We start from the raw sequence: 11833 nt of genomic DNA, 5'->3' as shown, positions 1-11833 counted from the left end.
GATTTTTAAGTTCCTTAAATTCTTTAATTGTTATATAAGAGACTGATTTATTATTGTACTTTGTTAAAAGACTATCAATTGAAGTTTGGGCAAAAATAGATGTACTAAAAAAGAGAAAACAGAATAAATATTTCATGATTGGAATTTAGCAATTAAATTGTAAAATTACAATTTACTTGTAATAGTTGACTATTATTTCTGAAAGTAAATTAAATCTGTTTGAAATTAGTCTTTAATAAAAGTATTCTAATTTACAACTAAAAAATAAAACCCTTACAATCAAACGATTATAAAGGTTTTCGCGGAGAAAGAGGGATTTGTCATCCATTTCTAACCGATTGATATTGCTGATTTTAATATCTTTTATAATCCTAGGGTCTCGCTTTTGCTCCTGTAAATGACATGCAAATTTTTCGAAATCTTATACTACAAATGTATAAAAACTAAAAGATTAATCATAACAATTCCTCAATTTATTGTTCAATAAATGAACTAGTTATTGAACTTATTTAGATTAGTTGTGAAGTTCAATTATCGATACTTTCTTATGCTGCTTCAACCAATAATCAAAGGTTCTACCTGTTCAATCTTTAAGCTGGTGTATTGACAGAACTCTTCAACTGAAACAAACTCATTTTCAAGCTTATTCAGGTCGTTTCTAATCTTTTGCAACAATCTGGCACTTTGTCTATAACTCTTACCTGTAATGAGTTGTATATCCTTTGGGTAGATACATATTCTCTTTTTATCCATTTTCATACATTATCTATGCCTTTGACTGGGCTTTGATTTACTTGAAACCTAGTTCAGTTAAATTAAAAATTGGATAAAAATAAGTCATAATTGCTTTGGTTCAGAATCAATGATTGGACTAGTTAAATGACATTTAAGACTGTTTAGGACATTTATGTCAATTAATGACACTTGAATAATTAGCAAATGAATAATGGTTAAAATTTGTTCTAAATCAATCTACAGCTGTTGCAACAAGATTATGATTGAGGGAGTGTTCACTGATTTATAAACAAAAATTTTAGAAGTTATGGCTAGACAGAAAGGCATAATTAAGTTGAAAGGTACTATCGGAGATATTACTTTTTATAAAACCCAAGATGGGCATTTAGCAAGAGAAAAAGGCGGAATTGACGCTAATAGAATTGCAAGTGATCCAGCGTTTCAAAGAACTCGTGAGAATGGTTCTGAATTTGGTCGTGCTGGAAAGGCAGGTAAGGTTTTGAGAACAGCATTGAGAGCACAGCTTTTGAACTCAGCTGATGGGAGATTGGTAAGCCGTTTAACGCAGCAAATGGTAAAAGTTATTCAAGCGGATTTGATTAACGAAAGAGGTTTGCGAAACGTGATTGATGGTGAAGCAGAATTGTTGACTGGGTTTGAATTCAACATTCGTGGTAAACTAGGAACTAGTTTGTTTGCTCCTTTTGTAGGTGCAATTGATAGAGTTACTGGAGAAATTACTGTGGATTTGGCTTCGTTTATTCCAAGCAATATGATTGCTGCACCGAGTGGAACTACTCACTACAAAATTATTTCGGCTGGTGCTGAAATTGATTTTGAAGCTGAAACGTTTGTAGTTGCTGGTTCGGAAACTGCAATTTTACCATGGGATGCAGTGGCTACGGCTGCTATTGCTCAAACAAATGCGGTTACTCCAGCGAGTACAAAACCTTTGTTTTTGGCATTGGGCGTTGAGTTTTACCAACAAGTAAATGGACAAATGTATTCACTTAAAAATGGTGCATACAATCCATTATCACTTATTGCTGTAAGCGGATTGTAAGATGGTTTTAGAACTATCGAGAACTTATTTCCCAGATGGAACAAACGGTAAACTCGAATGCGAGGGCAAATTGATTTGTTACACTATTGAGTTGCCTTGGAAGAATAACGAAACAAAGGTTTCTTGCATTCCGGAAGGGAAATATTTTATTAGAAAGCGATACAGTCGGAAGTTTCAATGGCATTTGGAAGTAATTGATGTAAAGAATAGAAGTTTCATTCTATTTCATCCTGCCAATAATGCTTTGAAAGAACTAAACGGATGTATCGCACCGGTCACAAAGATTTCGGGAGCCGGTTTAGGTTTACAATCCCGAAAAGCTTTCACTAAGCTTAAAACAATTGTTTATAAAGCTTTGGATGAGAAGCAAAGAGTTTTAATCATTATCAAATCTTAAATTTTTATTATTATGAAAACATTTTTTTTAAATAAACTGAAACAAGGATTGTTTCTTTTATTAGCCGTTCTAGGAACATTTGTTAGCTATGCACAGCCAACGCAAAACCTAATTACCACAATAGATACTGGAGGAAACAAAACTTTAGATCCTGGATATATTATCAAGCCAAAAACTACTTCGTTACCCGGAATTTGCTACATGGCTGAAGTACCAGAGAACGAACCAACTTCGTTGTTTTATATTGCCGAAACTGGTGGAAAAGGTACGAGTTCCGATACTGGACAAGTAATTTCACCTAATGATTTGGACAATATAGATACTGGCGGCAGTAAAGGTACGAATACCAATACTGGAGACTATGCGACTATTGGTGAGAGAAGTTCCATTAGTGATACAGGTGGGAAAAACTCCAGTGGTGGTTTAGAACAATCTGATACAGGTGGAGGAAATAAAGGAAAAAGCACCACTGGTGAGTTCACTATTTGCGATACAGGTGGCAAAGGGAATGAACTTGGTGGACAAGGCATTATTAATACTGCCTGCATGATTTATATTCCTAAATAAGAACTCGACCATGAAACTTGTAAAAAGAGCGCAAGCTCCCACTCCGAAATTTTTTAAAGTGCTTCGAAATGTTGGTTTGGTATTAGCAGCTATTGGCGGAACTATATTGGCAGCGCCAATTGCTTTACCAGTTGTTTTAACATCAGTTGGTGGCTATTTAGTTGTAGCCGGTGGTGTTGCATCGGCTGTCAGTCAATTAACAGTTAAAGAGGATGAGATCCTCCGCAAAACGCAGAATGACAATGACAACAAATAGTCATACACTAATGGGTACTGCAGGTGGTACATTTTTGAGTATCATTCCAAATATTCAATCGGCGGATATTTTTAAAACCATTGTATTAGCTGGTGTTGGAGCCATCGTAAGTTTTACTATATCCTTAGTACTTAAAAGTATTATTAAGAAGCACAAAAAATAGTTTAACCTTAGTTGTGGTGACCTTTGGGTTAAACAAAATTAAAGCCAAGTCGTAAGACCTGGCTTTTTTATTGACATTCTTCGCATAAATTTAATGTAACTTCTTCAATTACTACTTCAGTAGCATTGGAATATAGACCGTGGTATTTTGCGCAGTCTATAGCTTTAATTCTGTTGTCGAATACTCCGAAAAAAACACGAGATGCATTGCTTTTCCAGATGTCTGTTTGGAATAGAATAAATAGTGTCATATATATTGATTTTAGATTAATTATTTGCAATACCTGTGCAGAATAACCCTACGCAAGTCATTGATTAGATTGATATTTAGATGGAATTGTTTTTCCTGCAATTGTAATAACCTCAACGCGTGCACATCTTTTTTGTGTTGTTCAAAGTCTAAGAGTATTTCGTCTGCTTTCGCTGAAAACTCTTTTATAAAATCTGCTATTCTCAAAAAAGGTATTACAGATCCGCAAAGGTTACGATGCCAAAATTTGGATTGCCAAAGGCTGTAGGTTATCCAAAAAATATTTTCGCAATCCTCTTCATTTTCGAAAATGACGACAAAACTGTTAGTAAATTGCTCTTTTTGGGGCTTTCCGCTGTTCATCCCTTTGTTGAGTATGAATAAATGTGGTTTTGCGTAAAGGGTGTCTTTTTTGTGAGTTTTAATAATAAAATTTGTACTCACTCCTATAAAATTGTTTTTTTGGTGTTCGTGAATCTTCGATTTCATGGCGTCGGATTTAAAGTGATGTGCTCTGCTAAAGCTTCGCACACAAAATTTTTTTCGCTGATTTAAAATTTTTTCAATTGGAAGCGAAGAATTATCATTTCAAAAGAAAAAAAGAGAAAAAAGAAAGCCATTCGTCGAAGTGGAAGGTTTCAAAAAAGCAAGTTTTTCGGATAAAATACTACCCAAAGGGTGGAGATTTTATCCGAAACCCGAAGGGCTTGAACTTTCTTTTTTGTAAACCTCGAACTTAACTTTGCTCTCTTTTTTTTATTTTTTTTATTTTTCTTTTATCCGAGAAGTTTCAATCGAAGAAAAATCCATGTAGTTCATTTTAAAACTAATGCTGTTGTTTAGGAACACCCCCAAGCACCGCAACAAAAAAAATTGTAGCGGTAGCGGAAATTATTTTTTGTGAGGAGCGACGTGGCGGTGTTGCGGCAATCGAACAGCCACGCTAGACCGGGAATGGAACGTAGCTTGCGAAGTGGAGAGAAGGGATAGCAGCGTGAAACGGCGGGGAAAAGATTAAGGTCAGCCGTAGGCGTACCTTAATTTAGGGCAAAGTGAAGTTTTTACTGAACGGAGCCAACTCCGATGGCTGTGCGAAAGAGCAACCGCTGAAACATTAAGGGGCGGCAGACATGACACTGCTGAGTTGAGCGGAACGTAGCTTGCGGAGTGTAGTGAAATGAAGCTGTGTTGTGGATGCATAAGCCCCGACGAACGCAGGAAGTGACCGTGTGAAGATGAGGAACGAAACAGCGTAAAAAAATAACGGCTTTTTTTAAAACGGTTATTTTTTTGTGCTGTTGAAGTGTCTGTGGAATGGAAGGCGACCCCGATGGCAATCGGGGGAACCTGACTGGAACAGCCGAACGGAACAAAGGGAACGACCAGAGGGAGACCGCTTGATTGCTACGCCTGTTCGAACAAAGCTCTCGGGTGCCCGTGTTGATTGCCAGTAATGTTCTGATTATAAATCATTTAAAAATACTCTCAAACAACTGTAAAATATTTTCTCTGACTACTTCATATTCAGGTAATTTATCAGGTTGAATTTGATGCCCTAAACTGTTTTTCCAAGCGCCTTTTAGAGCCTTATCACTTTTTGGATTGATTAACTGATCTACTCCTGTGAACTCAATATTCTTGAATTTCATTTTCTTGTAAAAAGCATCAACGATTATTGACCAGTTTAAATCAGGAAAATTATTGGATAAGTACCAAATGTCATAGTAATCTCTTGGTGCCGTATAAGAGCGTTGGATTAATGCCCTGATTTTTTCGGATAACACCTCTTCTATTTTATAACAAGGTATTGCGTTTTCTAATGCAAGTTTGTCTGAATATGGATGGCTAACCGCTCGTTCTGTAACTTCAAAAATCATTTCTTCGTAGAGAATTATTTCGATTTTAATTTTTGTCTGCCAGCGGTCTGGAGTTGGAGGCATCACATTTCTTGGATGATCTGCTCCCCAAAATTTAATTATGGCTTCATATCCTGTTAGTTTGTCTTGAAATTGTAATGGTTTTAATGATACAATGTGTGTTTTTACTCCAGTATTGTCTTCGATATGTTTTGTGATAAATTTTAAATGTTCTGGTGTAAGCTTAAATTCTTGTGACTTTGAGGTAAAATCCAAATCTTCTGAAAATCTATATTCTTCAAACCAACATTTCTTTAGACAAGTTCCTCCTTTGAAGATTAGTGTTTCCTTTAGTTCCGGTTCGTTAAATATTGCTGCTATGAAGTGGCCCAACATCCAATCTTTATCAATTACTGTTTTCGATACACCTAGTTGTTCGGAAATGGTTGCTATTTCTTTTTGTAAAATCATTAATATTGTTTGTTACAGATGTCTAAAATTTCTTCTCGGCTTATGTTTAATCTCAATCGCCATTTGTTGATAAATTCTCCCTCTTCTATTCCGAATGGGTCAAAGAGATTGTATTTTTCGTTGACTTCTTTTACTGCGAAGTTTATAAATGATTTCATTCCTTTTTTATTTAGTAATTCTGCTAAATATCCCATTCGTTTTGTAATGGCAATGTTTTTAATGGCTTTGCAATACACAATCATTTTTTCACTGTTGAGGCTTGCTTGATTGAATGCCCGAATTAATTCGGCGTAACCACCGGAATATTGCGGCAAATCAAAACAATCGATAATGGTTTTTTCAATATCGGTCATTTGATAGCTGTGATTTCCAAATCCTAATTTTTCTATTCCAACTATTTTTAATTTTGAAATTTGAATGAATTTATAAGAAACTCCAAAAACACTTTTGTCTGATTTTCTTTTTGTAGTTTGAATGAAAATAGAATTCGGGAATTGTTCTGTAAGCCCGTGTTTGTTTAATGCAGACCAATAGGCAATGGCACAATCCTCTGATAATTTACAGCCAATAACGTTTTCGTCTCTGAAATTGTACCTACAGTATTTGCCTCTTTCTATACGAGACAGCAGTTTTTTTTGAACTAGATTTTCTACTATCTCATTTATGTTTTCAAATTCGCCTGATGCAATTGATTTAATCTCTTCTAAAGTAAAGATGTCTAACTCATTATCATCAAGCATTAACATAAAATCTATTTGATTTTGTGTTGTATTTTCTGAAATATAGGTGCTTTTTGCCATTACTAATCGTTTAAAGATAAACCCTAAAAAATGGGGTTTATATTGTGGTTAAAGGTAATCAAAAGTAATGCTAATTTTTGTATAAATTATGTGGTTTTGTAAATATTACTTTTGGGGTTCAATTTTTACTTCTAACAAATCTTCTATTTTAAATATTTCAGCATACTTTTTTAAAGAACCTATTTGGATTTTTATAGGTTTCATACCAGTGTCCTCAATATAAAATCTAAATTCTTTTTGATATTCAAACTCCAAAGGTTTTTCAAATAATGTGATTTCTCTATTGACCTCATCTTTATCATAATAATCTACAAAATTATGATGGAATTTATAATTGCTCTTTTTTAATTCTTTTTCAATTTTTTTGAAGAAATAAGGCAGGTTTTTAATCATTAAGCAATGTGTTCCAAATCTTAAATTTCGTTTATCAAATTCAAAATCTAATGGATTAGGAAAACCTTTTGAAGATATTGCATACAAGGAATAAATATTTCCAATAACTTCATCATGAGCTTCTCTCAAGTGCATTTTTATATAGTTAAATTCTTTATCAATACCTTTAATTTTAAAAGTACCAGGTAATGAATTAATTATTCTCGAAACTCCTTCATACTTGTCGCCTCGTAACTCCCCACTTCGACTTTTCGAAAGTATTCAATTGTATTCATATAGATTGTTCCATTTTCGAATAAATCGAGAATATTTTCTTCGTTACCAAGTTTTAAAAATAATTTTATTGTGTGTTCCATCTTGCTATTATTGACCTTCAACTTCTCTTACTTTCAATTGAATAATCAAGTCCGAAATATACTTTTCTGAAATATCTATATTTTTAAATTGTTCATTTATCTGGAGTTCAAATTGATTAATAATTTCTTTTATGTCATCAATAATTAGGTTTATATAAATTGAAGTTTCAAAAAAATTTGCTGTCCTTGCTTCTCTATCGACACCTGTAAATTTAATGTCATTTACTTTTTTTCTATTTATTTTATCGGCTGGATTTATAGGAGTTGTTTTGATTCTGTCTTTTACTGTACCGGAATAAATAACTGATAAAATGCCATCAATTCCGTTTTCATCTTCTTTTGTTAACCAAGATAAAGTACCGTAAATTGGTGGTAAATCATCGAATGATTTTATTTCATTAATCCTATCTTCTAAATGTTGATTTGAGTGTCTTAATCCTTCTAATTTTTTTAGTCCAACTAGTAATGGGTTTTTATCATCTATTTTAAAATGCTTTTTTATAACATTCTTCAAGATAGTTGCATTATTTATTATTGTCCATACATCTGAAAAAATTAGTGGAATATAATCGCCATAGCTCGGATTAAATGCAAAGTCAAATAAATTCTTTTCTAATCTTTTAAAAGTAACCTCACAAATATCTACACTATATCGTATAGCATTGAATACATAAATTTGATCAGGATGCAAAACCTTTGGTGGAGAACGTAAAATGGAATTAGGTGATATAATCATACATTAATCATTAAAGACATTTAAAGCTAAATCGATATCAATTAAATAATCAATTTCAATCATGTGTTTAAATATAAAATTTTGTTTCATATTTTGGCTTTTGGTCATATAATCTTCATAGAAAAATCGCCAATTTTCATTTTTGACAATTCCAAACACATGACCCAACAATTCAAATTCTATAAAGTTTTCATCACAAAACAAATATTTCATTCTATAATCTTTATGAATATGTAATTCAGGATTCTTTATCCAACTTTCGTTTGTCATTATAAGCCCAACGCCTTTTTGAAAGTAAAACACAGGCAAATCGACTTGATTATATCTTGCGAAATTTCTAATAAACTGATACTTGCTTTGATGACCTTTATTTTCTTGTCTTTCGAGTTCTTCTAAAAATACTTTATAAATACCTCTTTTAAATTGTCTGCATAATACTTTTTGAAAATTGGGTTTCAATTGAAATTTTAGCTTAAGTGCAAATTTTCCTTTTTGAATATCTACATTAAAATATGTTGACTTAAATTTCGCTAATGCTTTATTTTTTCCAACTCTCTCTTTTCCTAATAATCTGAGTCTAGTAATGTTAAATGTCTCTTTAAAAGTTTCCTCTATGGATGGTAATTTATCAGATATATTTCCAAAATAATGATTACAATCATCACAAACATTCTCACATATCATTTTCCCTCCTAAAGATTGTGGAATTGTATGAGCTAGTTTCTTAAATGTAGTTTCCGATTCTTCTCTATGACACCAAATACATTTTTTCATTTAAAACAATGGCGTATCAGATTTAGGTTTAATTATTGGCATTTCAACTTTTAACATAACTGGCATAGGAAAATCAACACCCATTAAAATTGCTTCTCCAGAACCTAAGACAGGTAAGAACGCAAGAGTATCTCTATTTGCAGAAGAACAAGCATTTGCAATAGCTTCTTTATCTTGATGGTTGATTAACCTGTGTGCTATAAAAGTTCCTATTTGACTTAATGTACCGTTTGGAATATCTCTCGGCATTTGTGTTGCAATACATAAAAATAAGCCATATTTTCTACATTCTTTTGCAATACTATCAAATGAGTTTAATTCTGTGCTTTCGAAATATTCATCCTTAACTTTCTTATTTAAAAATTGATGTGCTTCGTCAATAAATAAGACTAAAGGTTTCTCTTTAAATGTACCTATTCTAGATTTATTTAATAAATATTTGCCAATAGCATTTGCTAAAATTTCTCTGGACTGAAAGTTAAAAGGTACATTCTCAAATCCTATTCTTAGTATACATTTATCATTGTCTTTTAGGAAATTTTCAATCATTTCAATTATGTCAACTTCATCAGCAATAGGATTAAAACCAAACATTTTTTTAAAATCGGTATCATTTATAGTATTGTTAATTCTCATAATTAAGCTGGTACTATTTCCGAAATTCCGAGCATCTTGAAAAGTTTGCCAACGATCTCCATTTATTTGATAACATTCATTTATGATTTGCTGCGATAATTTATTTATATCAAAAAAACTAGAATTATCGTCTTCAATTTCTGTTTTATAAATGTAATGTGCATTATTAAATGGTCTTGTTTCACTACCTGATTTAACAACACAACCATTTTCTATTATCAAATCTTTATCTTTTATTTTAAATGTTACTCTTTGTTCGGCAATAGTATGTGGAAATTTGTCTTTATCTCTTAATAAACAGTGCGCAATTTTTAATGATTTTATTGCTTCTAATAAGATGGGTTGTTGCACTTGACCAGATGGTCTAAATAATACAAATAAATCACCAATTGTTAATTTTGAATAAGGAAAAAAAGATGACAAAGCGATAACCGTATTTGAAACTTTCGGGTCGTCATCTAAAGTTGAGTATTCACCTGTTGCATCAATTAATATAGATTTACTATTATTGAATTTTAATGCTTCAAGTAATTTACTTACAGTATAACTTTTTCCTCCTCCTGTTGTACCAACTACTGCGCAATGTCTTCCAAATATTGCTTGTTGTGAAAGTTCAACAATTGTTGATTTATCATAAGTCAATCTTCCTAACTCAATTACTGGAGCTGTACCAATGTGTTCTTTTTTAACACCAAAACCTTTGAAATAACCCTTGATAAATTCAGAAGAACAGATAAATACTTTTGCACCAATCATTGGTAAAGAATTTAATCCTTTATCAATATTTGAGGGTTCAAAAAGTTCGAATGATAAAAGTATTTCTATTTTTCCAGTAGGATGAAATTCTTTAGTATTAAATGACTTCTCACTTAACTCTAATCTTTCTTTTTCGGGTAAACTTAATTCTAATATTTTTCCAAGAAAACCATATTTCTCGCCTTCAATAACTACATAATTACCAACCAATCCACCTTTCAATTCTTCACCGTAAAAAGTAAATGACTTCATCAATACTGATGATGGAAAATGAACCTTTACATACTGCGGTGTAACTTGATTTATATAACCAATAAAATGACTGTGATTGAATGGATTATTACTCATTATTAGGCGTATTTAAATTGAGTATAATCTTTTTTGCATCTTCTTGATTATAGGATTTCAAATCAGGAAAATTATTGGCAAAATCTTCAAACAACTCATCAATCAATACAATGTTGTTATGTTTTTTGGATGCTTCAAAGATTGGTTTGAAAGTTTCAGAGGTAGTATCTATATCTTTATTAACGACCATCAATTGAAAGCCCGGATTTTGTTCTAAAGCTTCAACAATAGCTGTTACTATATGTTTGTCACTAAAGCTAAAACCAACACAAATTAACAGTACATTTTCATTTCTTAAATTCTGTTGAAATCGAGACATCATTTCAAAAAAAGGCTGCTCATAAGAACTTTCATATTTACTGTCTTTTGGAAAAATCATTAATGGATTTTCAACTTCGTCTTTTTGAATTATATCATAACCCTCTTTAGCCCAATCAACAGAACCGTGTGGTTTATATAAATGAAATACTTTTTGAACAAAATTATCTTCTTCTTTTACTCTACTAGAATTTCTTGAAACAATATCTAAATCAAAATTCCTACCGCTGAATGTTCTTGGGTGTGAAAAAGAAAAACCATCGATAATTGTAAAGTTCTTTTTTCTTCCGGCTTGTTCAAAAAGTGTATCATAGTTCAAGGTGAAAATTTTAACTCTTGGTAGTGTTACTTTTCGTTTTGTTATTTTTTCAATAAAAAGCGAGTGTGGTGCATTTTCAGGTAATTTCAGAGAACAATTTACTTTAATTATTTTTTCTATTTCTTTAATTATTTTATCAATATCCATAGCTTCTTCTCCTTCTGCCGGAACATCAATGACATAATTTTTTGCAATATTTGCGAGTGACAAAAGTTTTTCTAAATTTTTGACATATTGAAAATTAACATCTTCTTCATTTGCTTTGAACATCTCTTCATATCTCACCAATTTACAGAATTTATCTAAAAAGGGTTGCGACAATTTTGCTGCTACATCATCCCAAAGCTGCGCAAGCAATCTACCTTTTCTCTCTATTGAAACGTCATCAATAATGATGCTTTCTCCAATATTTACAGATGAACCAGCACCAGTTAGAATTATTAAATTTTCAAATTGATTATTAAGAAATTCCGAATACTTTTTCCTTTTTGTAGCTAAAGCATATTCTAGTTTATTTGGATTATCCTCCTTAAATTGATGCTTAACACCATCAATATATACATCAACAATTACTTCGTCAGCGCCGTATTCAACTTCTACTGATTTCTTACCATTTATATAGATAAATTTTTTGCTCATG

The 11833-nt window shown here is 32.0% G+C and carries 15 protein-coding genes; 5 read left to right on the top strand and 10 right to left on the bottom strand.

Annotated elements, in window-relative coordinates:
• The first annotated feature begins 1042 nt into the window (after positions 1 to 1042).
• The 5 genes from RMO70_RS03845 to RMO70_RS03825 are packed head-to-tail and all read left to right on the top strand — an operon-like array spanning position 1043 to position 3181.
• On the top strand, positions 1043 to 1798 hold the full coding sequence (locus tag RMO70_RS03845; protein WP_310555103.1) for a hypothetical protein: 756 nt from the start codon (positions 1043 to 1045) through the stop codon (positions 1796 to 1798).
• 1 nt (position 1799) lies between these two features.
• Entirely contained in the window at positions 1800 to 2195 is a 396-nt protein-coding gene (locus RMO70_RS03840) for a DUF5675 family protein (protein ID WP_310555102.1), read from the top strand.
• A 12-nt stretch (positions 2196 to 2207) separates the two neighbouring features.
• Positions 2208 to 2762 (top strand): hypothetical protein, encoded by a 555-nt coding sequence (locus tag RMO70_RS03835; protein WP_310555101.1) that lies wholly within the window; start codon positions 2208 to 2210, stop codon positions 2760 to 2762.
• Positions 2763 to 2820: 58 nt separating this feature from the next.
• Entirely contained in the window at positions 2821 to 3018 is a 198-nt protein-coding gene (locus tag RMO70_RS03830) for a hypothetical protein (protein ID WP_310555100.1), read from the top strand.
• Entirely contained in the window at positions 3005 to 3181 is a 177-nt protein-coding gene (locus RMO70_RS03825; RefSeq protein ID WP_310555099.1) for a hypothetical protein, read from the top strand. The genes RMO70_RS03830 and RMO70_RS03825 overlap by 14 nt, the downstream gene beginning before the upstream one ends.
• 67 nt (positions 3182 to 3248) lie before the next feature.
• Here RMO70_RS03825 and RMO70_RS03820 read toward each other — a convergent pair whose 3' ends face one another.
• From RMO70_RS03820 to RMO70_RS03775, 10 genes are all read right to left on the bottom strand, one after another.
• Positions 3249 to 3431 (bottom strand): hypothetical protein, encoded by a 183-nt coding sequence (locus RMO70_RS03820; RefSeq protein WP_310555098.1) that lies wholly within the window; start codon positions 3429 to 3431, stop codon positions 3249 to 3251.
• Positions 3432 to 3451: 20 nt separating this feature from the next.
• A complete protein-coding gene (locus tag RMO70_RS03815; RefSeq protein ID WP_310555097.1) occupies positions 3452 to 3919 on the bottom strand; it encodes a DUF6943 family protein in 468 nt (155 codons plus the stop codon).
• Between the two features lie 980 nt (positions 3920 to 4899).
• Positions 4900 to 5757 carry a nucleotidyl transferase AbiEii/AbiGii toxin family protein gene (locus RMO70_RS03810; RefSeq protein WP_310555096.1) on the bottom strand — a complete coding sequence of 286 codons (858 nt, stop codon included), beginning with the start codon at positions 5755 to 5757 and terminating at the stop codon, positions 4900 to 4902.
• Positions 5757 to 6557: a hypothetical protein gene (locus RMO70_RS03805; protein WP_310555095.1), complete on the bottom strand. Its 801-nt coding sequence runs from the start codon at positions 6555 to 6557 to the stop codon at positions 5757 to 5759. Before RMO70_RS03805 ends, RMO70_RS03810 begins: the two co-directional genes overlap by 1 nt.
• 105 nt (positions 6558 to 6662) lie before the next feature.
• Positions 6663 to 7085: a hypothetical protein gene (locus RMO70_RS03800; protein ID WP_310555094.1), complete on the bottom strand. Its 423-nt coding sequence runs from the start codon at positions 7083 to 7085 to the stop codon at positions 6663 to 6665.
• A 62-nt stretch (positions 7086 to 7147) separates the two neighbouring features.
• Positions 7148 to 7306: a hypothetical protein gene (locus RMO70_RS03795; protein WP_310555093.1), complete on the bottom strand. Its 159-nt coding sequence runs from the start codon at positions 7304 to 7306 to the stop codon at positions 7148 to 7150.
• Between the two features lie 7 nt (positions 7307 to 7313).
• Positions 7314 to 8042, bottom strand: coding sequence for a hypothetical protein (locus RMO70_RS03790; RefSeq protein ID WP_310555092.1), 729 nt, complete (start codon positions 8040 to 8042; stop codon positions 7314 to 7316).
• A 3-nt stretch (positions 8043 to 8045) separates the two neighbouring features.
• Positions 8046 to 8816, bottom strand: a complete 771-nt coding sequence (locus RMO70_RS03785) for an HNH endonuclease (RefSeq protein WP_310555091.1) — start codon at positions 8814 to 8816, stop codon at positions 8046 to 8048.
• A complete protein-coding gene (locus RMO70_RS03780) occupies positions 8817 to 10556 on the bottom strand; it encodes an ATP-binding protein (protein ID WP_310555090.1) in 1740 nt (579 codons plus the stop codon).
• Entirely contained in the window at positions 10549 to 11832 is a 1284-nt protein-coding gene (locus RMO70_RS03775; RefSeq protein ID WP_310555089.1) for an SIR2 family protein, read from the bottom strand. Before RMO70_RS03775 ends, RMO70_RS03780 begins: the two co-directional genes overlap by 8 nt.
• Position 11833 lies beyond the last annotated feature (1 nt).

This window comes from Flavobacterium sp. (assembly GCF_031422135.1).
Taxonomy (GTDB): Bacteria; Bacteroidota; Bacteroidia; order Flavobacteriales; family Flavobacteriaceae; genus Flavobacterium.
This window is presented reverse-complemented; position numbering and strand designations above follow the sequence as displayed.

What these genes read in the sequence shown, in the direction of transcription:
- RMO70_RS03845 (WP_310555103.1), top strand. Translation starts at nt 1,043, where the DNA reads ATGGCTAGACAGAAAGGCATAATTAAGTTGAAAGGTACTATCGGAGAT.
- RMO70_RS03840 (WP_310555102.1), top strand. Translation starts at nt 1,800, where the DNA reads ATGGTTTTAGAACTATCGAGAACTTATTTCCCAGATGGAACAAACGGT.
- RMO70_RS03835 (WP_310555101.1), top strand. Translation starts at nt 2,208, where the DNA reads ATGAAAACATTTTTTTTAAATAAACTGAAACAAGGATTGTTTCTTTTA.
- RMO70_RS03825 (WP_310555099.1), top strand. Translation starts at nt 3,005, where the DNA reads ATGACAACAAATAGTCATACACTAATGGGTACTGCAGGTGGTACATTT.
- RMO70_RS03820 (WP_310555098.1), bottom strand. Translation starts at nt 3,431, where the DNA reads ATGACACTATTTATTCTATTCCAAACAGACATCTGGAAAAGCAATGCA.
- RMO70_RS03815 (WP_310555097.1), bottom strand. Translation starts at nt 3,919, where the DNA reads ATGAAATCGAAGATTCACGAACACCAAAAAAACAATTTTATAGGAGTG.
- RMO70_RS03810 (WP_310555096.1), bottom strand. Translation starts at nt 5,757, where the DNA reads ATGATTTTACAAAAAGAAATAGCAACCATTTCCGAACAACTAGGTGTA.
- RMO70_RS03805 (WP_310555095.1), bottom strand. Translation starts at nt 6,557, where the DNA reads ATGGCAAAAAGCACCTATATTTCAGAAAATACAACACAAAATCAAATA.
- RMO70_RS03800 (WP_310555094.1), bottom strand. Translation starts at nt 7,085, where the DNA reads ATGCACTTGAGAGAAGCTCATGATGAAGTTATTGGAAATATTTATTCC.
- RMO70_RS03795 (WP_310555093.1), bottom strand. Translation starts at nt 7,306, where the DNA reads ATGGAACACACAATAAAATTATTTTTAAAACTTGGTAACGAAGAAAAT.
- RMO70_RS03790 (WP_310555092.1), bottom strand. Translation starts at nt 8,042, where the DNA reads ATGATTATATCACCTAATTCCATTTTACGTTCTCCACCAAAGGTTTTG.
- RMO70_RS03785 (WP_310555091.1), bottom strand. Translation starts at nt 8,816, where the DNA reads ATGAAAAAATGTATTTGGTGTCATAGAGAAGAATCGGAAACTACATTT.
- RMO70_RS03780 (WP_310555090.1), bottom strand. Translation starts at nt 10,556, where the DNA reads ATGAGTAATAATCCATTCAATCACAGTCATTTTATTGGTTATATAAAT.
- RMO70_RS03775 (WP_310555089.1), bottom strand. Translation starts at nt 11,832, where the DNA reads ATGAGCAAAAAATTTATCTATATAAATGGTAAGAAATCAGTAGAAGTT.